This is a genomic window from Methylocystis sp. SC2 (genome assembly GCF_000304315.1).
GTDB lineage: Bacteria > Pseudomonadota > Alphaproteobacteria > Rhizobiales > Beijerinckiaceae > Methylocystis.
The window spans coordinates 1,712,810-1,734,646 of record NC_018485.1 but is presented as its reverse complement, the minus strand read 5'-3'; the positions used below and the strand labels follow the sequence as shown (position 1 = coordinate 1,734,646).

22 protein-coding genes are annotated in these 21,837 nt (G+C 64.6%); 13 read left to right on the top strand and 9 right to left on the bottom strand.

Annotated elements, in window-relative coordinates; all coding sequences use genetic code 11:
* Positions 1 to 134 precede the first annotated feature (134 nt).
* The 10 genes from dnaK (at position 135) to BN69_RS08400 (ending at position 9,719) form a co-directional block, all read left to right on the top strand.
* Positions 135 to 2,030 (top strand): molecular chaperone DnaK, encoded by a 1,896-nt coding sequence (gene dnaK / locus BN69_RS08445; RefSeq protein WP_014891167.1) that lies wholly within the window; start codon positions 135 to 137, stop codon positions 2,028 to 2,030.
* Between the two features lie 122 nt (positions 2,031 to 2,152).
* Entirely contained in the window at positions 2,153 to 3,265 is a 1,113-nt protein-coding gene (gene dnaJ / locus BN69_RS08440) for a molecular chaperone DnaJ (protein WP_014891166.1), read from the top strand.
* Positions 3,266 to 3,430: 165 nt separating this feature from the next.
* Positions 3,431 to 4,033: a class I SAM-dependent methyltransferase gene (locus BN69_RS08435; protein ID WP_014891165.1), complete on the top strand. Its 603-nt coding sequence runs from the start codon at positions 3,431 to 3,433 to the stop codon at positions 4,031 to 4,033.
* Positions 4,030 to 4,722, top strand: coding sequence for an orotidine-5'-phosphate decarboxylase (pyrF, locus tag BN69_RS08430; protein ID WP_014891164.1), 693 nt, complete (start codon positions 4,030 to 4,032; stop codon positions 4,720 to 4,722). The genes BN69_RS08435 and pyrF overlap by 4 nt, the downstream gene beginning before the upstream one ends.
* A 14-nt stretch (positions 4,723 to 4,736) precedes the next feature.
* On the top strand, positions 4,737 to 4,943 hold the full coding sequence (locus BN69_RS08425; RefSeq protein WP_014891163.1) for a ChaB family protein: 207 nt from the start codon (positions 4,737 to 4,739) through the stop codon (positions 4,941 to 4,943).
* Positions 4,944 to 5,020: 77 nt separating this feature from the next.
* Positions 5,021 to 6,238, top strand: a complete 1,218-nt coding sequence (locus BN69_RS08420; protein WP_014891162.1) for a glycosyltransferase — start codon at positions 5,021 to 5,023, stop codon at positions 6,236 to 6,238.
* A gap of 37 nt (positions 6,239 to 6,275) precedes the next feature.
* Positions 6,276 to 7,163, top strand: a complete 888-nt coding sequence (gene hpnC, locus BN69_RS08415; RefSeq protein WP_014891161.1) for a squalene synthase HpnC — start codon at positions 6,276 to 6,278, stop codon at positions 7,161 to 7,163.
* Positions 7,160 to 8,035, top strand: coding sequence for a presqualene diphosphate synthase HpnD (hpnD, locus tag BN69_RS08410; protein WP_014891160.1), 876 nt, complete (start codon positions 7,160 to 7,162; stop codon positions 8,033 to 8,035). Before hpnC ends, hpnD begins: the two co-directional genes overlap by 4 nt.
* A complete protein-coding gene (gene hpnE / locus BN69_RS08405; protein WP_014891159.1) occupies positions 8,032 to 9,279 on the top strand; it encodes a hydroxysqualene dehydroxylase HpnE in 1,248 nt (415 codons plus the stop codon). Before hpnD ends, hpnE begins: the two co-directional genes overlap by 4 nt.
* 146 nt (positions 9,280 to 9,425) lie before the next feature.
* Positions 9,426 to 9,719, top strand: coding sequence for a hypothetical protein (locus BN69_RS08400; RefSeq protein WP_041926879.1), 294 nt, complete (start codon positions 9,426 to 9,428; stop codon positions 9,717 to 9,719).
* 28 nt (positions 9,720 to 9,747) lie between these two features.
* On the opposite strand, the gene BN69_RS08395 is transcribed toward BN69_RS08400, so the two are convergent.
* From BN69_RS08395 to BN69_RS08385, 3 genes are all read right to left on the bottom strand, one after another.
* Positions 9,748 to 11,157 carry an amino acid permease gene (locus tag BN69_RS08395; RefSeq protein WP_014891157.1) on the bottom strand — a complete coding sequence of 470 codons (1,410 nt, stop codon included), beginning with the start codon at positions 11,155 to 11,157 and terminating at the stop codon, positions 9,748 to 9,750.
* Between the two features lie 143 nt (positions 11,158 to 11,300).
* On the bottom strand, positions 11,301 to 11,639 hold the full coding sequence (gene smbP / locus BN69_RS08390; RefSeq protein WP_014891156.1) for a small metal-binding protein SmbP: 339 nt from the start codon (positions 11,637 to 11,639) through the stop codon (positions 11,301 to 11,303).
* 96 nt (positions 11,640 to 11,735) lie between these two features.
* A complete protein-coding gene (locus tag BN69_RS08385) occupies positions 11,736 to 12,137 on the bottom strand; it encodes a DUF3775 domain-containing protein (protein ID WP_014891155.1) in 402 nt (133 codons plus the stop codon).
* Between the two features lie 124 nt (positions 12,138 to 12,261).
* Here BN69_RS08385 and ald point away from each other — a divergent pair, with 124 nt between their 5' ends.
* Complete coding sequence (ald, locus tag BN69_RS08380; protein WP_014891154.1) at positions 12,262 to 13,392, top strand: alanine dehydrogenase; 1,131 nt, start codon at positions 12,262 to 12,264, stop codon at positions 13,390 to 13,392.
* 238 nt (positions 13,393 to 13,630) lie between these two features.
* On the top strand, positions 13,631 to 15,643 hold the full coding sequence (phaC, locus tag BN69_RS08375; protein WP_014891153.1) for a class I poly(R)-hydroxyalkanoic acid synthase: 2,013 nt from the start codon (positions 13,631 to 13,633) through the stop codon (positions 15,641 to 15,643).
* Between the two features lie 57 nt (positions 15,644 to 15,700).
* On the opposite strand, the gene BN69_RS08370 is transcribed toward phaC, so the two are convergent.
* Both BN69_RS08370 and BN69_RS08365 read right to left on the bottom strand, forming a co-directional pair.
* On the bottom strand, positions 15,701 to 15,922 hold the full coding sequence (locus tag BN69_RS08370) for a hypothetical protein (RefSeq protein ID WP_014891152.1): 222 nt from the start codon (positions 15,920 to 15,922) through the stop codon (positions 15,701 to 15,703).
* A 67-nt stretch (positions 15,923 to 15,989) separates the two neighbouring features.
* Positions 15,990 to 17,081 (bottom strand): HupE/UreJ family protein, encoded by a 1,092-nt coding sequence (locus BN69_RS08365; RefSeq protein WP_014891151.1) that lies wholly within the window; start codon positions 17,079 to 17,081, stop codon positions 15,990 to 15,992.
* A gap of 177 nt (positions 17,082 to 17,258) precedes the next feature.
* Between BN69_RS08365 and clcA the strand changes: the two genes are divergently transcribed.
* Entirely contained in the window at positions 17,259 to 18,578 is a 1,320-nt protein-coding gene (gene clcA / locus BN69_RS08360; RefSeq protein ID WP_014891150.1) for a H(+)/Cl(-) exchange transporter ClcA, read from the top strand.
* Positions 18,579 to 18,700: 122 nt separating this feature from the next.
* On the opposite strand, the gene BN69_RS19140 is transcribed toward clcA, so the two are convergent.
* The 4 genes from BN69_RS19140 to BN69_RS08345 all read right to left on the bottom strand — a co-directional run bounded on the left by BN69_RS19140 (position 18,701) and on the right by BN69_RS08345 (position 21,792).
* On the bottom strand, positions 18,701 to 20,290 hold the full coding sequence (locus tag BN69_RS19140) for a hypothetical protein (RefSeq protein WP_014891149.1): 1,590 nt from the start codon (positions 20,288 to 20,290) through the stop codon (positions 18,701 to 18,703).
* Between the two features lie 420 nt (positions 20,291 to 20,710).
* Complete coding sequence (locus BN69_RS08355) at positions 20,711 to 20,974, bottom strand: hypothetical protein (protein ID WP_014891148.1); 264 nt, start codon at positions 20,972 to 20,974, stop codon at positions 20,711 to 20,713.
* Between the two features lie 7 nt (positions 20,975 to 20,981).
* Positions 20,982 to 21,296 carry a hypothetical protein gene (locus tag BN69_RS08350; protein ID WP_014891147.1) on the bottom strand — a complete coding sequence of 105 codons (315 nt, stop codon included), beginning with the start codon at positions 21,294 to 21,296 and terminating at the stop codon, positions 20,982 to 20,984.
* Positions 21,297 to 21,312: 16 nt separating this feature from the next.
* Positions 21,313 to 21,792: a hypothetical protein gene (locus BN69_RS08345; RefSeq protein ID WP_014891146.1), complete on the bottom strand. Its 480-nt coding sequence runs from the start codon at positions 21,790 to 21,792 to the stop codon at positions 21,313 to 21,315.
* Between the last annotated feature and the right edge of the window lie 45 nt (positions 21,793 to 21,837).

The window sequence follows — 21,837 nt, the reverse complement described above, 5'->3', positions numbered from 1 at the left end:
CCGGGTGAGCGCAACACAATCTTGGGAGAGCTAAGCGCGAAGGATCGCGCGGCGGGCTCATGGCGAGCCGCCGTCCTTCGCCTTTTGAACCGGACCGCTTCGGGGTTCGGCGTTCACCAGCGAAAGGAAACGATATGGGCAAAATTATCGGCATCGACCTCGGCACGACCAATTCCTGCGTGGCCGTCATGGAAGGGTCGAGCCCCAAGGTCATAGAAAACGCCGAAGGCGCCAGGACGACGCCTTCGATCGTCGCCTTCACTGACGACGGCGAGCGCCTCGTCGGCCAGCCCGCCAAACGTCAGGCGGTGACGAACCCCGACAAGACCTTCTTCGCCATCAAGCGGCTGATCGGCCGCACCTACGACGACCCGATGACCAAGAAGGACATGGGTCTCGTCCCCTACAAGATCGTCAAGGCGAATAATGGCGACGCCTGGGTCGAGGCCTCGGGCAAGCAATATTCGCCCTCGCAGATTTCCGCCTTCATTCTGCAAAAGATGAAGGAGACGGCCGAGGCCTTTCTCGGCCAGACGGTCACGCAAGCCGTCATCACCGTTCCCGCCTACTTCAACGACGCTCAGCGCCAGGCCACCAAGGACGCCGGCAAGATCGCCGGCCTTGAGGTGCTGCGCATCATCAACGAGCCCACCGCGGCGGCGCTCGCCTATGGCCTCGACAAGAAGCAGTCCGGCACGATCGCGGTTTATGACCTCGGCGGCGGCACCTTCGACGTGTCGATCCTGGAGATCGGCGACGGCGTCTTCGAGGTGAAGTCGACGAACGGCGACACGTTCCTCGGCGGCGAAGACTTCGACATGCGTCTCGTCGAATATCTCGCGGGCGAGTTCAAGAAAGAGCAGGGCATCGACCTCACGAAGGACAAGCTCGCCCTGCAGCGCCTCAAGGAGGCCGCCGAAAAGGCCAAGATCGAACTCTCGTCGGCGACGCAGACCGAAATCAATCTGCCCTACATCACGGCCGACGCCACCGGGCCCAAGCATCTGACGCTGAAGCTGACGCGCGCGAAATTCGAAGCGCTCGTCGACGATCTCATTCAGCGCACGGTCGAGCCCTGCCGGAAGGCGTTGAAGGACGCCGGACTGTCGGCGGCCGACATCGGCGAAGTGGTGCTTGTGGGCGGCATGACCCGTATGCCCAAAGTGCAGGAGGTCGTGAAGCAGTTCTTCGGCAAGGAGCCGCACAAGGGCGTCAACCCTGACGAAGTCGTCGCCATCGGCGCCGCGGTGCAGGCGGGCGTGCTGCAGGGCGACGTGAAGGACGTGCTGCTGCTCGACGTGACGCCGCTGTCGCTGGGCATCGAGACGCTCGGCGGCGTGTTCACGCGCCTCATCGACCGGAACACGACGATTCCCACCAAGAAGAGCCAGGTGTTCTCGACGGCCGAAGACAATCAGACCGCCGTCACCATCCGGGTCTTCCAGGGCGAACGCGAGATGGCTGCGAACAACAAGCTGCTCGGCCAGTTCGACCTCGTCGGCATTCCGCCGGCGCCGCGCGGCATGCCGCAGGTGGAAGTGACCTTCGACATCGACGCGAACGGCATCGTCAACGTCACGGCGAAAGACAAGGCCACCAACAAGGAACAGCAGATCCGCATCCAGGCCTCTGGCGGCCTCAGCGACGCCGACATCGACAAAATGGTCAAGGACGCCGAGGAGCACGCCGCGGAGGACAAAATCCGCCGCGAACTCGTCGACGCCAAGAACCATGGCGAGGCCGCGATCCACGCCGCCGAGAAATCCGTCGCCGAATTCGGCGATAAGGTTTCGGGCGCGGACAAGAGCGCGATCGAAGCCGCCATCGCCGCGCTGAAGAGCGCCGTCGAGGGCGACGACGCCGACGCGATCAAGGCCAGGACCAACGAATTGAGCCAGGCCTCGATGAAGCTCGGCGAGGCGATGTACAAGGCCCAGCAGGCCGAGGCTTCAAACCCCGGCGCCTCCGAAGCGCCCAAGGACGACGTGATCGACGCGGAGTTCAAGGACGTCGGCGACGACAAGAAGTAAGCCGGGACTGGCCATAGCCGCTTCGATGCGGTAGCGAAACGGGAACCCGGCGCCAATACGCCGGGTTCCTTTGCGTTCATGTGATCGCGGCCAGGCCCGCCGCGCACCATCAGAAATCAAGCATGTCCAAACGCGACTATTACGAAGTTCTGGGCGTCAGCCGCACGGTCACGGAAGTCGAATTGAAGATCGCCTTCCGCAAGGCGGCGATGCAGTGCCACCCCGATCGGCACCCCGGCGACAAGCAGGCGGAAGCGCGTTTCAAGGAATTGAACGAAGCCTATCAGTGTCTGTGCGACCAGCAGAAGCGCGCCGCCTATGATCGCTTCGGCCATGCCGCCTTTGAACAGGGCGGCGGCTTTGGCGCCGGCGAGGGTTTCGGCGCCTCCATGGCCGACATTTTCGAGGATCTGTTTGGCGACGTCATGGGACGGCGCAGCCGTTCGGGCGGCCGCGAGCGCGGCTCGGATCTGCGCTACAATATGGAGATCACCCTCGACGAGGCCTATCGCGGCAAGACCGCCTCGCTGAAAATCCCCACCTCGGCGACCTGCGAGGCCTGCTCGGGAACAGGCGCGAAAAAGGGCTCGAAGCCCAAGACCTGCTCGACCTGTAACGGCATGGGACGGGTGCGCGCCCAGCAGGGCTTTTTCGCCATCGAACGAACCTGCCCAACCTGCCAGGGACGCGGCGAGATCATCGAGAATCCCTGCCCGTCATGCGCGGGCGCGGGACGCAAGACGATCGAACGGTCGCTTTCGGTCAATGTGCCGCCGGGCGTCGAAGACGGCACCCGCATCCGGCTCGCCGGCGAAGGCGAAGCCGGCCTGCGCGGCGGACCGGCCGGCGATCTTTATATTTTTCTTTCCGTAAAGCCGCATCCCTTCTTCCAGCGCGACGGCGCCGACCTCTATTGCCGCGTGCCGATCTCGATGGTGCGCGCGGCGCTTGGCGGCGAGATCAAGGTCCATGCGCTCGACGGCTCCGAGGTGAAGCTCAAAATTCCGGAAGGCGCGCAGTCCGGACGCCAGCTCAAGGCCAAGGGCAAGGGCATGCCGATCTTGCGCGGACGCGATCACGGCGACCTGCATGTGCAGATCAGCGTCGAGACGCCGCAAAAGCTCACCAAGCGGCAAAAGGAGCTCCTCGCCGAATTTGAGGAGGAGTCCTCGGTCGACACGCATCCCGAGGAGACGGGCTTTTTCGCGCGGATGAAGGATTTGTTCGGGGGGTAGGCGGCAGAAGGCGAAAAGACGCCACGTTGTTTTTGACGCGCGGCTCTCCTATCATCCGCCGAACGGCCCTCCGATCGCGGGGGCCGTTTGCGCGTTTCATCGCGCCGATCGGGAGGGGCGTCGTTGTCGCACAGAACGCAGAAAGCCAGTGGGCGCGCGAGGCTCGTGGATAACGCGCGCTTCATCCGTCAGTGGATCGAAAATCCGCGCCTCATCGGCGCCGTTTCGCCGTCCGGACGGGCGCTGGCCAAGACGATGGCCGGCTTCGTCGAACCGGATCGAGAGGGCCATATCGTCGAACTCGGTCCCGGCACCGGGCCGGTGACTCAGGCGCTGCTCGCCCGCGGCATCGCGCCCGAGCGTCTCGTCCTCGTCGAATATGAGAGCCGCTTCTGCCATCTGCTCTCCGAACGCTTCCCCGGCGTCAACATCGTGCAAGGTGACGCCTATGGCCTCAAGGCGACTCTCGACGGCAAGGTTCCGGGGAAGATCGCCACCGTCGTCTCCAGCCTGCCGCTCCTGGTGCGGCCGGAGCGCGATCGGGTCGAGCTGTTGAACCAGGCCTTCGAACTGATGGGCGACGAGGGGCTCTTCATCCAATTCACGTACGGCCTGACCAAATCGCCGATGCCCATGCACGCCAATGGCGTCAATGGCGCCTATGTCGGCAAGGGATCGCCGCCGATCGTGCTCAACATTCCGCCCGCCCGCGTCTGGCGCTATCGCAAAGCGGGTTACGCCGGTTTCGCCGGAAAGCGCAAGGCGTGAAGCCGCAGGACCGACTGATCGTCGCGCTCGACGTCGAAAGCGTAGAGGACGCGCGGGCGATGGTCGCGGCGCTGGGCGAGACGGTCTCCTTCTTCAAGGTCGGCATGGAGCTCGCTTATGCGCCGGGCGGCTTCGATTTCGCGCGGGAACTGAAGGCCGCGGGCAAGCGCGTATTTCTCGATCTGAAGCTTCATGACATCGGCGTCACCGTGGAGCGGGCGACGCGGCAGATCGCCCGGCTCGGCGTCGACTTTCTCACCATCCACGCCTTTCCTCAGACGATGGCGGCTGCGCGCGAAGGCGCCTCGAGCGGCGCGCTCAAGCTCCTCGCCGTGACGGTGATGACCTCCTATGACGACGCGGATCTGAAAGAAGCGGGCTACGCCTGCGGCGTCGCCGATCTCGTCGCGCGCCGCGCCAGCCAAGCCAAGGAGAAGGGCGTCGACGGCCTCATCCTGTCGCCGATGGAGCTTGCGTCCATAAGGCCGCTTGTGGGCGCGGACATGCTGCTGGTGACTCCGGGGGTGCGGCCTTCAGGCGCCGACGTCGGCGATCAAAAGCGCGTCATGACGCCGCGGCAGGCGGTCGCAGCCTCCGCCGACTATATCGTCGTCGGCCGGCCGATCACCCGCGCCGCGGATCCCGCAGCGGCGGCGGCGGCGGTGGCGGGCGAGATGACCGGCGCCTGATCGAGGTCCGCCGCATGCCCTACGCCAGCAGCGCCGACCTGCCCGAAAATCTCCAGCGCATTCTTCCGGCGCACGCGCAGGACATCTATCGCGAGGCCTTCAACCACGCCTTTGAGGCCCATCGCGGCGACCCGCGGCAGGAGGAGGCGGCGCATCGCATCGCCTGGGCCGCGGTGAAGCGAAGCTATGTCAAGACCGACGCGGGCTGGGAAAAGCGATAGGAGGTAAGGCGCGCTGGCTTGCCTAGAGCGTGAGTGATAAAAGACGGGTCTTGTCGAATCCTTACCCCGATTCGCCCATGCTCGCGATTGTCATCTCCGCCCTCGGGCTGTTCGTTTGGCTTTATCTGATCGCGCTTCGCGGCGGGTTCTGGCGGTTGACCGAACACGACCGGAACCTCGGCGGCCACGCCGCGGTCCCGGCGACTCATGTCGTGGCGATCGTTCCGGCTCGAAACGAAGCCGACGTGATCGAAAAAAGCCTGGCGTCGCTGTTCGCGCAACAGTTCCATGGCCGCTTCGACGTCATTCTGGTCGATGACGAGAGCGACGACGGCACCGCCGAGGCGGCCCGCCGCTGCGCGGCCGCCTGTGGCGCTTCGAGCCGCCTGACGATTCTCTCCTCGCGCGGACCCGATGCGGGCTGGACGGGAAAGCTCGCGGCGATGCAACGTGGGTTCGATCACGTGCGGAGCTTGCCGATCGACCCGGATTTCGTGCTGTTTTGCGACGCGGACATCGAATTTTCGCCGCATGTGCTCGCCCGCCTCGCTTCGGGCGCGACGGCGCGCGGCGCCGTTCTGACCTCGCTCATGGTCAAACTTCGTTGCGAAAGCGTCGCGGAGCGCTGGCTCGTCCCCGCCTTCATTTTCTATTTCCAGAAGCTTTACCCGTTCCGCCACATCAATGATCCGGACCACCCGGCGGCGGGCGCCGCGGGAGGGGTCATGCTTGTGCGTCCGGAGGCGCTCGCGACCGCGGGCGGCCTGCGGGCCATTCGCGGCGCGCTGATCGACGATTGCGCGCTGGGCGCGCTGATGAAGGCGCAAGGGCCGATCTGGCTGGGCCTGACGGAAGACGTCCATAGCCTGCGCGCCTATCCGCGCCTTGCCGATATCTCCCGAATGGTCGTGCGCTCGGCCTATGCGCAGCTCAGCTATTCGCCCTGGCGTCTCGCGGGCGCGCTCTTTGGCTTGGCGGCCGCCTATCTTGCGCCGCCCTATCTGGCGCTGTTCGGCGAGTCGCCGGCGCGCGAGACGGCGCTCGTCTCCTGGCTCCTGATGGCGCAGGCCTATATGCCGACGCTGCGCTTTTACGGCCTGTCGCGATGGCGCGCCTTTGCTTTGCCTGGCGTCGCGGCGTGCTATACGTGGTTTACGGTTGAATCGGCTTGGCGGCACCTGAACGGCCGCGGCGGCGAATGGAAAGGCCGCTATCAGGCGCCGCGCGCGCAAAAATCGGCGCAGCGCTTCGAAACGCCCGCCGAGATCGAGGCGAACCGGCAAATCGAGGTATAGGGCGCGCCAGCGCCGTGGAGCGGCAAGACGGCGTCATATGGATATTGCGCAGACGAGTTCGGGAAAGACCCATCGCGACGAGAATTTCCCCGTCGCCTCCTTTCTCATCGCGCCCAGGCACCGCGCGCCGATCCTCGCCTTCTATGATTTCGTTCGCGCCGCCGACGACATCGCCGACCATCCGACGCTTTCCGCGCAAGCGAAGCTCGATCGGCTGGACGCGCTCGACGCCGCCCTGATCGGAGACGCGAAAGAGGATGCGGAGGTGGCGCGCCGCCTGCGCGAAACCTGCCGGGAGCGGCGCCTCGATCCGCAGCATGCGCGCGACCTGATCGCCGCCTTCAAGCGCGACGTGACGCAGCTGCGCTATCGCGACTGGGACGATCTCATCGATTACTGCCGCTATTCGGCCATGCCGGTCGGACGCTTCGTCTGCGATCTCCATGGCGAGAACCCCGGCCGGGTCTGGCCGGCCAATGACGCGCTCTGCGCGGCGCTGCAAATCATCAATCACCTGCAGGATTGCGGCAAGGATTACCGCAACCTCGACCGGGTCTATCTGCCGCAGGATTCGCTCGCGGCGCATGGCGCGTCTGTCGAAATGCTCGCGCAGGAAAGCGCGCCGCCGCCGCTCCTGGCGACGGTCCGCGACCTCGACGAGAAGACCGGGCGTCTGCTCGCGCAGTCGCGTCCCTTCGCCGATCTGATCGACGACGCCCGCCTCGCCATGGAGGTCGGCGCCATCCAGACGCTCGCCGAACATCTCGTCGCGCGCCTCGCGATCGCCGACCCGCTGCGCGACAAGGTTCACGACGGCAAGTTCAGCTTTGCGCTCAAAGGGGCGGCGGGCGCGCTCGGCGCGCTGCTTCGCCGCATTTCGCGTCCCCGTGCGGCGTCGCCGGCCATTCCGAGGACGCGCCAATGACCATCGACGCGCTTGCCGATTCCACGACGCTGCGCACGCGCGCCATCGCGACCAGAAGCTCCTTCTATCTCGCGATGCGCATCCTCGAGCCGCCGCGGCGCGACGCGATGTTCGCCATTTACGCCTTCTGCCGCGCCGTTGACGACATCGCCGACGACGAGGGCGACCGCGCCGCGCGCCGCGCCGCGCTCGACCAATGGCGCGCCGACCTCGATGAGCTTTACGCCGGCCGCATTCGCGCGCGCGTGAGTTTTCTCTCCGAACCCGTCCGCCGTTTCCGACTCGACCGCGCCGATTTCGAATCGGTGATCGAGGGCATGGCCATGGACGTCGAGGAGGATATTTGCGCGCCCGACTGGGAAAAGCTTGAACTCTATTGCGACCGCGTCGCGAGCGCCGTGGGACGGCTGTCGGTGCGCGCCTTCGGCCTCGCCGAGGATGAGCCGGGCGCCGAATGCGATTTGCCGACGGGTCCGAAACTGCTCGCCTACCACCTCGGGCGCGCGTTGCAGCTCACCAACATCTTGCGCGATCTCGACGAGGACGCCGCGCGGGGACGGCTGTATTTGCCGCGAGAGGCGATTGAATCCGCCGGCGTGGCCAGCCTGGCGCCGCACGCCGTGCTGTCGCATCCCTCGCTCGAAGAAGTCTGCGCGCCGGTCCTCAGCCGCGCCCGCGAACATTACGACCAGGCGGATCTGGTCATGGCGGGCTTGCCCAAGCGCGCGGTGAAAGCGCCCTATTTGATGGCCGCCGGCTATCGGTCTATCCTCGACAGTCTCGCCGCGCGCGGCTTTTCGGCGCCGCGCGCGCCGGTGCGGGCGTCGCGTCTCAAGCTCGTCAGCGCCTTCCTGCGACACGCCTTCACGTGAGCGAAACGATTCATGTCGTCGGCGCGGGCCTCGCGGGGCTCGCCTGCGCGCTGCGTCTTGCCGACGCCGGACGGCGCGTCGCGCTCTATGAAGCCGCGCGCATGGCGGGCGGCCGCTGCCGCTCCTATTTCGACGCGTCGCTCGGCCTGACGATCGACAACGGCAATCATCTGCTGCTCTCGGGCAATCGGGCGGCGCGCGATTACGCCAAGCGCATCGGCGCGAGCGACGCGCTCGTTGGCCCCGACGAATGCGCCTTCGACTTTCTCGACGCGCGCACGGCTGAGCGCTGGACGCTGCGCCCCAACGCCTCGCGCATTCCCTGGTGGGTGTTTGTCGCCGAGCGCCGTGTCCCCGGCGCCGGGCCGCTGGACTATCTCGGCGCCGGAAAGCTTCTCTTTGCGAAGGACGGCGCGACCATCGGCGACACGATGCGCTGCCGCGGTCCGCTGTGGGAGAGGCTTTGGCGCCCGGTTCTGCTCTCCGCTTTGAACACCGAGCCTGAAGAGGCGTCCGCGACGCTCGCCGGCGCCGTGCTGCGCGAGACGCTCGCGGCGGGCGGCGACGCCTGCCGCCCCATGGTCGCCAAAGGCGGCCTCGGCGACGCCTTCATCGAGCCGGCGCTGCGCACGCTTCGCGCCAAAGGCGTCGAGCCGCGCTTCGGGGCGCGGCTGCGCGACATCGCTTTCGAGGAGTCGCGCGTCGGCGCGCTGCGTTTCGGCGACGCGGAAGTGACGCTGGAAAAAGGCGACGCCGTGGTCCTCGCGACGCCGCCGTGGATCGCGCAGGAGCTTCTGCCCGGTCTCGTCGCGCCTGACGATTTTCGCGCGATCCTGAATGCGCATTTCAAGATCGCGCCGCCGCCGGGCCAACCGCCGCTTCTCGGCATGATCGGCACGCTCACCGAATGGCTCTTCGCCTTCGACGATCGCCTGTCGGTCACGATCAGCGGCGCCGACCGGCTGATCGATGAGTCGCGCGAAGCGCTCGCGGAAAAAATCTGGGCGGAGGTCTCGGCCGCGACGGGCCTGCCGGCGGCGGCGCCGCCCTGGCAGATCGTCAAGGAGAAGCGCGCCACCTTCGCCGCGACGCCGGCGCAGGAGAAGCGCCGGCCCGATGCGAAGACGCGCTGGGACAATCTGTGGCTTGCCGGCGACTGGACGAATACGGGCCTGCCGGCGACGATCGAGGGCTCGATACGATCAGGGGATAGAGCGGCGGCGCTGGCGACGACGGCCAGTTGAACGAGACCCTTCGTGCATGGTGCGGAAGCGCGTGCGCCACCTCTCCTATTTCGCTCCGGCGACTTCTAGCTTTGTTTCCTCGGCGATCTATCTGGCGAATTGGCGCGCGCGTTTGCTCGTGCGCAGATCGTGGACCGGAGAGTCGTATGTCCAAGGTCAGGACCGAGAACGAATCTAAGGTGGTCGTCATCTATGCATTGGTCGCCGCCACTTGGGGGCTTGCCAGCATGATGGCGCCGTCGCCAGCCGTGGCGCGGCAGGTCGCGCTCATGCATGACGGCGCGGCTCCCGGACATCACCGCGGCGGTTGCTTTGTAACCACCACGCCCACGCATCACACGCGCGGCATTCGGCATTGGCGCTACCCTTGCCCGTACCACCACCGCAGGCATCTCAATCCCTATCACCCGCCGCATCACCGGCTCTATCCTCATCACTGATCGCCGCCAATCCGCTCCGCCGGCGTCATCATTCTTCAGCGTTCCCCGCCAGTCGGCTGTGACGGCGGCTGTAGAGAAAATAAATGGCGAGGCCGATCGCCATCCAGATCGCGAAGCGCTCCCACGCCACCGCCGGCAGGCGCGATAACAGCCAGAGCGAAAAGCCGACGCCGACGAGCGGCGTGAACGGGACGAAAGGCGCCCGGAAGCTGCGCTTCACGTCGGGGCGCGTGCGGCGCAGCACGATGATCGCCGAACAGATGACGACGAAGGCGGAGAGCGTGCCGATATTCACCAGCTCCGCGACTTCCTTGATCGGATAGAGCGCGGCGACGAGCGCGGTCAGCGCGCCGGCGATCAGCGTCGGCCGATAGGGCGTCTGAAAGCGCGGATGCACTTTCGCAAACCAGCCGGGCAGCAGGCCGTCGCGGCTCATCGCGAACCAGATGCGCGCGCAGGCGAGAAGAAAGGCGAGCATCACGCTGATGATGCCGGCGACCGCGGCGAGCGACACGACGAAGGCGACCCAGGGCAGGCCGATCGACGCGAAGGCGCTCGCGACCGGCGCCGGATTGTCGAGCGTGTCGTAGCGCACGACGCCGGTGAGCACGAGCGACATGGCGATATAGAGCGTCAGCGCCACGACGAGCGACAGGAGAACGGCGCGCGGCACGTCGCGCTGCGGCGCGCGCGCTTCTTCGGCGGCGGTCGTCAGCGTATCGTAGCCGAACACGGCGAAGAACACGACCGCCGCGCCCTGCGCCACGCCGGAAAAGCCGAAGGGCATGAGGGGCGTCCAATTCTCGACCCGCACATAGGGAAGGCCGGCGACGATCACCAACAGCGCCGCGGCGATTTTGACCACCACCATCGCGGCGTTGAAGCGCGCGCCAAGCTCCACGCGCAGCGTCAACAGGAAGGCGACGCCAAGCGCGCCGAGCGCGGCGAAAAGATCGACGGCGCGGCCGGCGCCGGTTCCCGGCGCGCCGCTCGCCCATTCGGGGAGCGCGAGGCCGAATTGCGCGATGAGCGCCTGCAGATAGGCCGACCAGCCGATCGCCACCACGGCGACGACCAGCGCATATTCGAGCAGAAGATCCCAGCCGATGATCCAGGCGGCGAGTTCGCCCAGCACCGCATAGGCATAGGTGTAGGCGCTGCCGGCGACGGGAATCATGCCGGCGAATTCGGCGTAGGACAGCGCCGCCGCGGCGCTCGCGACGCCGGCGATCAGAAAGGAGAGGGCGACGCCGGGGCCAGCCTGAGTCGCCGCGACGACGCCGGTCAGCACGAAAATGCCGACGCCAATGAGGCCGCCAAGGCCGATGCCGGTGAGCTGCCAGACGCCGAGCACGCGGCGGAAACCGCCCGGCCGGTCGGCTTCGGCTTGCAGCGATTCGATGGATTTGGCGCGCAGCAGCGAGGAGGAAAGCTTCATCGAAAAGGCCCGTCGGCGGGCGGTCCGCCCCGACGTCCATAGGCGATCCCGGCGGCGCTGTCATGGCCGCCCGGCCATGCGCAGCCGCAAAAAAGAGCGGCCCCAGCAAGGCCGCTCTCTTCACTCTGTCAGGGCGCCGCGACTTATTTCTTCGCGGCCTCGAGATGAGTCAGCGCCTCTTCGGCGTGTTTGGTCGCGATGTCGGCATGCTTCTGCTTGCCGTGGTCGATGGCCATTTCGAGATGCGAGATTCCCTGTTTGGTGTGCTCATTCGGCTTTTGCGCTTCGGCGGCCTTGGCGTGCTTCAAGCCTTCTTCCGCATGAACCGTCAACGCCTCAGCCTTTCCCTGCTTGCCTTCGCTGATCGCCTGTTTGGTGTGGGTGACGGCTTCGGCCAGATGATCTTCCGCATAAGCCAATCGGGGGGCGAAAAAGGCCGCGATGGACAGAGCCAGGGCCACAGCAAAAATCCTGCGATTCATGGGGGGATCTCCTCGATGCTTCGCCGCATGAGGTAAATAGGTCGCCTTCGCTCCAGGATCGAGGTCCTCTCCGGCGTTCTCGACGTCGCGGCGCCGTCACTGCCGGTCGGCGGCGTAAAGCTCGCAGCTCTCGCCGAACTCCGCGAGGCCGCCTTCAAGAAACGAGGCGAGCAGCGGCACGCCGAGCAGATAGGTCGATGTCGCGCCTTCGTGCCGGGCTCGCGCTTGCGCGAGAGCTTCGCCCCATTCGCTGGCGGCGAAGTCGCCCCGTCCCACCCACATCAGCGCGACGAGTTCGATCTGCTCGTCGACGTCCATGGCCTCGATAAAGGAGGAAACCTCGTCGCGAATGGTCGGGAACGCGTCCTCCGTCAACACGCTGACGAAACCGTCGTCCGTGGCGTTCGACGCGTCCGCGTCGATCCCCTCATCTTCGCTTTCAAGCTCGCGCGCCTTGACGACGACGAAACAGACTTTGTCCGTATTGATGGTCGGCATGTCTTCCTCTCCGCCGTTTTGAAACCCGCTTGACCTTCGCCCTTGTTTTGAAAGGTCGCCCTTTGCATATATTCCCCAGAGGCGAGATGTTTACCCGAGTCGACGCCGTATTTTGGAGCCGGAAATGCGTGTCGGCGCGCCCAAAGAAACCAAAGACAATGAATATCGTGTGGGCCTGACGCCGTCGTCGGTCGCCGAGCTCGTCCATGCGGGGCATGACGTCTTCATCGAGCGCGGCGCCGGCGAGGGCGCGGATCTCTCTGACTCGGACTATGCGGCCGCGGGCGCGACGCTCGTCGATGGTCCTGATGCGCTCTTTGCCGCCGCGCAACTGATCGTCAAGGTGAAGGAGCCGCAGCGGCGCGAGATCGCTTATTTGCGGCCTGACCATGTCCTCTTCACCTATTTCCATCTCGCCGCGGACGCTGAGCTCACGCGCGCGCTGATGGCGAGCGGCGCCCATTGCATCGCCTATGAGACGGTCACGGCGCCCGGCGGCGGATTGCCGCTGCTTGCGCCGATGTCGGAAATCGCCGGCCGGCTCGCCCCGCAGATCGGCGCGCATTTTCTCGAAAAGCAGGCGGGCGGCCGCGGCGTGTTGCTTGCGGGCGCGCCGGGCGTGCCGCCCGCCGACGTTCTGATTCTCGGCGCGGGCAGCGTCGGCGCGCAGGCGACGGCGATTGCGCTCGGCATGGGCGCGAGCGTGCTTGTCGCCGACCGCAACCCCGACGCGCTGCGGCGTCTCGAAACGCGCTTCGGTTTCGCGGTCCGCACGATTTATTCCACCCGCGCCGCGATCGCCGAATCGGTGAAGCGCGCCGATCTCGTCATCTGCGCGGCGCTCGCGCCGGGCGCCAGGGCGCCGATCCTGATCACGCGGGACATGCTGCCGACGATGAAGCGCGGCGCCGTGATCGTCGACGTCGCGATCGACCAGGGCGGCTGCTGCGAGACGTCACGGCCGACGAGCCATTCCGACCCGACCTATGTCGTTGACGGCGTAGTGCATTATTGCGTCACCAACATGCCCGGAGTCACGCCGCGCACGTCGACCTTCGCGCTCAACAACGCCACATTGCCTTTCGTGCTGGCGCTCGCCAACAAGGGCTGGCGCCGCGCCATCGAGGACGATCCGCATCTTCACGCGGGGCTGGAAATTTCGGCGGGACGCGTTCTTTCGCCGCCCGTCGCCGCCGCGCATGGTCTAGCCTTGTCGCCGCAGCTCGCGGCGCTGGACAGCGCCGGAGCCGCATAGAGCCGCTTTTGCGCGAAATGACCGAGCGGTCGCTTGCGACCTTTTCGCCGAATTCGTCCGGTATGGCTCTCCGCGCCGAGACAAGGATCGATATTGCATTGTAATAATGCAAGCTTATCTCGCCCACAGGCTTCTTCCCGCGGCCAGGCGGCAGAGCTTTTCTCATCAGCGCGCAGTTGTTAGACCAAAGCGACGCGGCCGCTGCGCGCCTTCTTTTGAAAACAGACAGGTTTAGGGCATGAGCGCAAATGAGGACCAGGATCCCGCCGCCAGACGGAAACGAGGCGCGACGGCGGAGAAGGTTTCGGCGCTTGGCAAGTCCGAACCGCCGGTGAAGCCGGCCGACAAGGCCAAGAACAAGGCCAAGAAAAAGACCGTGGCGAAAAAGCCTTCGGCGCCGAGCGCGTCGACGCGAACGGCCGCGCCAGCGGCGCCCAATGGCGCCGCGGCTCCCGCGCCGCTCGCCAATCAGGAGATATTCGCCCGGTTCGATATCGAAGCGATCGCCGACAACATGGCGCAGCTCGTGGACGAGGGCCGCAAAGCGCTGGCCGCGGCGATCGGCGGCGCCAACCCCGACGAAACGCGCAGCGAGCTCGCCGCGAGCGTCGCCGACGCCACCAAGACTCTCGGCGCCGTCGCCGAATATTGGCTGTCGAAGCCCGAGCGCGCCGCCGTCGCTCAGGCCGATCTTTACAGCGGGTTGAGCGAGATTTGGCGGCAGACGCTTCGCCGCTACGGCGGCGAGAACGTCGCGCCGATTGTCCCCTCGGATCTCTCCGACAAGCGTTTCTCGGCGCCTGAGTGGAACGAGAATCCGTTCTTCGACTGGCTGCGGCAATCCTATCTGCTTGCGTCGCGCTGGGCGGGCGACATGGTCGAGAGCGCCGAGGGTCTCGATCCGCAGACAAAGGCCAGGGCCGTCTTTTATACGCGGCTGATTTCGAGCGCGATCTCGCCATCCAATTTCGTGCCGACCAATCCCGAGCTGTTGCGCGCCACGATGGACGCCAAGGGCGAGAATCTGGTCCGCGGCCTGAAAATGCTCGCGGAAGACATTTCCGCGGGCGGCGGCGTGCTGAAAATTCGCCAGAGCGCGGATCGGAAATTCGAACTCGGCGTCGATCTGGCGAATACGCCCGGCAAGGTGATCTGGCGCAATGACGTGATGGAGCTCATTCAATATGAGCCGACGACGTCGGACGTTTATGTGCGGCCGCTGCTCATCACGCCGCCTTGGATCAACAAATTCTATGTGCTCGATCTCAACCCCGAGAAAAGCTTCGTGCGCTGGGCGGTCGAGCAGGGCTTCACGGTCTTCATCATCTCCTGGGTCAATCCCGACGAGACCAAGGCCGAGAAGGGCTTTGAAGCCTATATGCACGAGGGCGTGCTGACCGCGCTCGACGTGATCGAGCGGGCGACGGGCGAACGCAAGGTCACGGCGGCGGGCTATTGCGTCGGCGGCACGCTGCTCGCGCTGACGCTCGCCTATATGGCGGCGACCGGCGACGATCGCATCGACAGCGTCACCTTCTTTGCGACGCAGGTCGATTTTTCGGACGCCGGCGATCTGCAGATCTTCGTCGACGAGGCGCGTCTTGCGGCGCTCGACGAAAGCATGGCGCGCACCGGCTATCTCGAAGGCTACAAAATGGCCAACGCCTTCAACATGCTGCGGCCGAACGAACTCATCTGGAATTACGTCGTCAACAATTACATGAAGGGGGTCGAGCCCGCCGCTTTCGATCTCTTATATTGGAATTCCGATTCGACGCGCATTCCGCGGGCCAATCACTCCTTCTACCTGCGCAGCTGCTATCTCGAAAATCGCCTGGCCCGCGGCGAAATGATCATCGACGGCGTCCGGTTGAATCTGCGTCAGGTCAAAATCCCGGTCTTTGAGATCGCGACCAAGGAGGATCATATCGCGCCGGCGCCGTCCGTGTTTCGTGGCGCGAGGTTTTTCGGCGGCGACGTCACCTTCGTGCTCGGCGGCTCGGGCCATATCGCCGGGATCATCAACCCGCCCTCCAAAAACAAGTATCAATATTGGACGGGCGGCTCCCCGAAGGGCGTTTTCGAGGACTGGATCAAGAAGGCGAAGGAGACCAAGGGCTCCTGGTGGCCGCATTGGCTGGCCTGGGTGACGGCGCAGGCGCCGAGGAAAGTCCCCGCCCGCCAGCCCGGCGGCGGCAAGCTCAAGATCATCTGCGACGCGCCCGGTGAATATGTGCGGGTAAAGGGATAGGCGGTAGCTTGGATCGGGCGGGGTCGCGGCGCGGAACGTGACGCCGCGACCCGGTCCTCAGTGCGCGCGTATCACCGCGCCCGCGAGCTCCGCGGCCATGCGCTCCACGTCCAGCGGATCATAGTCCACTTGCTCAGGCTCCGCCTGCGCCGCCGCGCCGGCCTGGAGTTCCCCGCCGTCCGCGTCATAGGCGAACTGCTTGCCCGCAGGCGTGAAGGTCACGACGATGCGCGATCCATCGCGCTCGATGCGAAAGTCATCTGGATGAGGGGTTTTCATGGCTGCTCCATTCCGAACGAAATAGGTAGCGGCCGCCGGCCGGGGGCAACCCTATCCGGGTCGCGCCTTACCCCGGCAGAACTCCAATTCGCTCCAAGAACCAGTAGACGCCCGCGACGGCGATCAGCGCCGAGACGACGTAGACGAGCTTTTCGCTGCGCTTGCCGCCGGTCTGCTTGTCGATCAGGAACAGGATCGGCATGACCGCGAAGACGATGGCGATCTGCCCGAGTTCGACGCCGATGTTGAACGCGGCGAGCGCAGGCACGACGCCTCCTTGCGGCACGCCCATTTCGGTCAGCGCCGAGGCGAAGCCGAAACCATGGATGAAGCCGAAGAGGAAAGTGTTGCGCCAGCGGTTGTCGACGTCGCGCGAGAAATAATTCTCCACCGCGACGAAAACGATCGAGGCGGCGATCAGCGCTTCGACCAAGGTCGAGGGAAGCGTAAAGATGTTGAGCGCCGCGAGCGACAAGGTGATCGAATGCGAAATGGTGAAAGCGGTGACGATCTTGACGACCGGCCAGACGCGCGTCGCCCACAAAATGAGGGCGAACAGGAAGCACAAATGATCATAGCCGGTGACGATGTGTTCGACGCCGGCCTTGAGAAACTTCCACATCAGCTCGCCGGTCGTTTCCAAAGGCTTTGACAGATCGAGCGGGGGATCGGTCGGGTAGAGCATGGTCTGGCCGGCGTTTTCGCTCCCCTCGAGCGTGACCAGATGCTTCCCCTTTGCGCCTTGCGTGGCGAGGAGCTTCGTCGCGTCATAGAAGAGCCCGCCAGTCGTTCCGCCGCAGTCGAAGCGGATCATGACGAGCGCGCTGTCCTGGTTGGTGGGGTCTTCGCCCGACTTTTCGACATTGGCGATGCAGGCCCGGCCTGTCGCATCGCGCATCGCGACGCGTTTTTCGACAAATTTGCCGATTTCCGTTTCGAGCGCGCCGGGCGCCGAGAGGTCGACGCTGGCGCGTTCGCTCATCGTGTCCTGAAACATGCGCTCGAGATCGGTGGCGAGAAAGCCGACCTCGACGGCATAGGTTCGATTGTCCTTGGGAAGGATTTTGCCCGTTGAAATATCGGGCGTATGCGCCATGGCCGGAGCCGCGACGCCGACGCAAAACATCACGGCGGCGATTATCCTGAAAACCCGGGTCATGCGCGCTCCCTGTGTTCGTGGCCGCGCAACATGCCAAACGCCGCTGCGCTGGACAAGACAGCGCAAGCGGAAGCATAGAGCGCTTACGGCGCAGACGCTTCAGGAGCGCGTTCCCGACCGTAATCGTGCTATGGCTTCGCCGTGGCCCCCAGCCTCCATGGATCGAGCCGCTGCGACATGCTTTATCGCGACCTTCATAAGGCCCGCTCGACGGCCTTGGCGTCTTCAGAGGGCAATCTGACGGTCCTCGCGACATTGGCCCTGCTGGTCGGCGCCGTCGCTGGTCTCGTCTGCGCGCTTTTCCGGCTTGCGCTGCAGCGGGCCGACGTTTTTCGCGCGGCCGTTATCGATTGGGCGCATGGCCACTCAATCGCGGGCTTTATTCTGCTCGTTGGCGGCTGCGCGTCGGCGGCCGTCGTCGCCGCCTGGCTGGTGCGGCGGTATTCGCCGCACGCGTCCGGGAGCGGGATTCCGCATGTCGAGGCTGTCCTGCGCGGTGACGCGGCGCCGTCGCCCTTTGTCCTGCTGCCGGTGAAATTCGTCGGCGGATGGCTGGCGATCGGCTCGGGCCTTGCGCTCGGCCGGGAAGGACCGAGCGTGCAGATGGGCGCGGTGCTCGGCCATCTCTTCGGCGGCGCCTTCCGCCGAGACTGGCCGGATTGCCGCGTTCTGCTGGCGGCGGGCGCGGGCGCAGGCCTCGCGACCGCCTTCAACGCGCCGATGGCCGGCGCGGTTTTCGTCCTCGAAGAGCTCGTCCAAAAATTCGAGCACAGGATAGCGATCGCCGCGCTGGCGGCGTCCTCGACCGCGATCGCCGTCGCGCATCTTGTTCTGGGCGACGCGCCGGATTTCCAACTGCCGCCGCTGGCCTATCCGGCGCCGGCGATCGGCCCGCTGTTCTTCGTCCTCGGCGTCGTCTGCGGCGCCGTCGCCATCGCCTATAATAAGGCGGTGCTCGCGACGCTGGCCGCGGTCGACCTCGTGCGCGGCCTGCCGGCGGAGACCTGCGCCGCCGCCATCGGCGCCGCCGCGGGCGTTCTCGCCTGGTTCGGACCGGAATGCGTCGGCGGGGGAGATCGTCTCACCCAGAACGCGCTGCTTGGGGCGCCCGGCCTTTTCGTCCTGCCGTTCCTCTTTCAACTGAGGTTCTGGTTCGGCGCCTTGTCCTATTCGGCGGGAACGCCGGGCGGTCTTTTCGCGCCGCTGCTGGCGCTGGGCGCGCAATTGGGACTCCTCTTTGGCGCCGGTTGCGGATTGGCGTTCCCGGACCTTCCCATTCAGCCGGAGGCTTTCGCGGCGGTTGGAATGGCCGCCTTCTTTACGGGCGTGGTGCGGGCGCCGCTGACCGGGCTCGTGCTGGCGACGGAAATGACCGGCAGCGCGCTCCTGCTGCTGCCGATGCTGGCGGCCTGTTTCACCGCCATGCTCATCCCGACGCTGATGAGCGACGCGCCGCTTTACGACGCCCTGCGCGCGCGGCTGCGCGTCCTTCGCTGATCGACGCATCGGGAGAATTTCACTGATCGAATCGGCTACAATGCAGCGCCTTCGCTGGGACGGCGGACGGAAGGGTGAAATCCGCACGGCGACGACCACTCAAGGAGTGGGCGCCGTCCGCCTTATTGACAACCTGCGGCAGCCAACCAAGGCGCTAAAGCGCCTTCATTCGTACCATTAGACGGGCCGGAAGCCCCCCAAGTGTATACATTGTTGGCGAGGCTAGTAGCGGCGGGCATATTGTCGGAAGCCGGAACGCCAGAGGAAATTCCGATGTACTTACGATTATATGAATCGTAAACATAGGTATAAGGCCAGCTGTATTCCGTAGGCTGGAAGGGATTTGGTCGGGACGCCGTAGCCACGAAGGTGCTGGAGAGGGAGCCCGTCGTTGGTCGGGGACCAAAATTAACTTTAGCCCAACCGAAAAAACATTGAAAAACGCCCTCAACCGCCACACCCCAAGGCTTACTAATAGCAAATCGAGGAGGCGCGTTACCTGTGGCTTTCAGGCCAACGAAACCGTTAGCGGCGTCATAGAGGTAAGCGAACCCCTGCAAGATGCGAACGGTCGTGTTCAAAAAAGGCGCGCCAGTGTGGTCGACCGACACGGCATAGGGCGAAACTGGATTTCCTTTTTGAGCGCCATTATTGGGGCCGACAGTATAGTTTAACGAAGCAACCGGCTGAGTTTGATCCGGAAACGAAACCTGCACCGTCGTTCCGCTTACAGCGCAGGTCGGCGGGTTCGTGTTGCACTCAGCTTTGTGGGGCGTCGTTGGCCCCATTCCAGTCATCACGGTCACCCCGATGGGCGGCGTCAAAAAACCAGTGTTCACCCCGGTATCGAACAAGATGCCGCCGCGTCCCGATACGCCATTCACCGTGATCGTCCCCCGCGCATGTTGCCAATCGGTCAGCACATTTGGAGATGCAGGGGCGGATTGCCATTGCGCAAGAGTCGGCGCCAACAGCGGCTCCAGTTTAATAAAAGCAAAACCTTTGGTATTGTTTGACGTTAAACCGATATGCGCGCCTTGCGTGGATAAAATATAGCCTGGCGAAGGCAGTGAGCTGCTCTCCGATATTTTCGTGACATTTAAAAAAGCGTTCTTGTCCGGCGTTCCCTGAGGCACACCCGACCCCCCGGCGAAACCGACGCCGAAATAATGTACATCGACTCCGTTGTGATCAACTATATGGCAATCTCTGGCGCCCTCTATGCAAGATACGTTGGTGACAGCCATGACAGGCACTGTCGAGACTGCGACCGCGGCTTTGTCGTTATATAAATGCACAGTAGTTCTATACCAGTCTCCGGTGAAGTAATAGCCGCTGCTGGTAAGCGTTTCGGATCCTGGACCGATAAAACTTGGATCCGCTCTCCCTTTTGCCGGTGGAGTGAAATAATTTCTGCCTACGATAATGCCTATCGAACCGGTGTCCATGGTGACAGTGAAGGAAGAGTTGTAGTTATTGCTGAACCCGACCCGGATTTGAGGGCTGGCATAGGACTTACTGACATCGGCTGCGTTGACGAACGGGATAAAAACGCTCGCGCCTTTAGGATAAAGCGGACCTGAGCCCGCTTTCGCCGTCGAAGAACAAACCGAGCTTATCAACAAAATAGCGGCGACGCGCGCCCAACTGGGCATCGCGACCCAAAGTTCGCGCGATCGAGCGACAATTTGGTTTGAATTTGATCTCCCCATGACCCCCTCCCGCGTAAGGGTTCAGCGCAGATGAGCCGGCATTCCCCGGATGGGCTCCCGTCCGCAGGCAAATTTGCCGCCCTTTGGCGCTATTGACAAGGTCTAGCCCGCGCCGTTGAGGGCCCAGGGATCAGCATATTCTTTAGAGCAAATGGTGGGGGAAGTAGATGTTGACTTCCGTCGACAGGACAATGCCTTACGTGAAGGTGCGCCCAAAAATGGCTCTTTGATTTTTAATGCGCTTCTTACTCGCTGGGCGCACCTTTGCGGTTCGCGCGGTGGGGATATTGGAATCTGCGCGATTGTAGCAGGGGCGCCGCATGTCTGACCAGAGATGGATGGATCGAAATCCACCATGAGCGACAATACCAGGATGTGGCGATATCGAAAGGCGCAAGCACATCGCCGGGCGACGAGCGCTCACTCCTTACGCCACCACTTGCTCAAAAACCTTCCCCACTCCGCTAAAATCTGCGGGATGACGAGGATGATCTTCAGCGCGAGGAAGACGCTTGCCAGCGTCGGGGCGACGAACACCACGAATTCATTGGCGTCTTTCAGGTGATTTTGCAGCAGCAGCGGCGCGCTGGCGACACCGGAGGCCGCCAAGGCGATCCTGTCGGACGTCGACTGGAACATGCCGCCGAGGATGCTTGATAGGCTGTGGCAGGTCGGTGTCGGCATGGTCAGATCATTCCTCGGTTGCAGCGCCGCCGAACAGGCTGGACAGCGGATTGCGGATTGCAGGCTCGGCCGCGACTGGGTCGGGTTCGATCGGCTCTTTGGGCGGCTCGGGGAGCGCCTTCCCGGCGAGCCCGGCGTCGCGCCTGTGCAGCCATTTGACGAGCGCGCTGTGGCGCGGCCCACAGTCGGCGTTCGCTTTGCGATCATGCCCCCACAGGCTCGCCGTTTCGCCCTCGTCAAGCGCTCGATGCGGCAGGCGCGCATTTCCAACGCAGGGCTGCGTCAGCTTTTTTGGTGGTTGAGCTTTTGGCGTCGACAGCACGACGACCGGCGCGTGATCAGCGTATTTTGTCGAGTTGCAGGACGAAAGGAAGGCTGAGGCCAGGGCGATGGCTACTGCGAGCCGCATCGTCGATCTCCTTGGTTTGTTTTGCGCGATTTGCCTCTTCGGCCGAGAGTCGCTGCGCCGCTTCGCGCGCCCATGTAAAGGCTCCGTCGACGACATCCTCTCGGCGTTGTTCTTCCTTGTCCTCCGCCGCCTTGCGGGCGGCTTCGGCCTGCGCCCAGGCCGCGCGATCAATCTTTGCGCGGCGGCTGTAGCCGGCGTCGTAAATCGCGACGAGCAGCGCGATGAAGGCGAGCCCCGCAGCGACTTGCCGCTTGAACACCGGCATCAGGAACAGCGCCGCGACGGCGCCGATCGCGAACAGCAGCGCGATCGTGCCGTAGCGATGATCGCCAGCGAAGTCGAAGATCGGCGCGACGCGCTGATAGGCCGCGGTGAATGTTTGCGCGGCGAAATAGCCCAGCAGTCTCATTGCGCGAACCCCACTACTTTCGCCGCAAGAAAGGCGGTCAGAAGC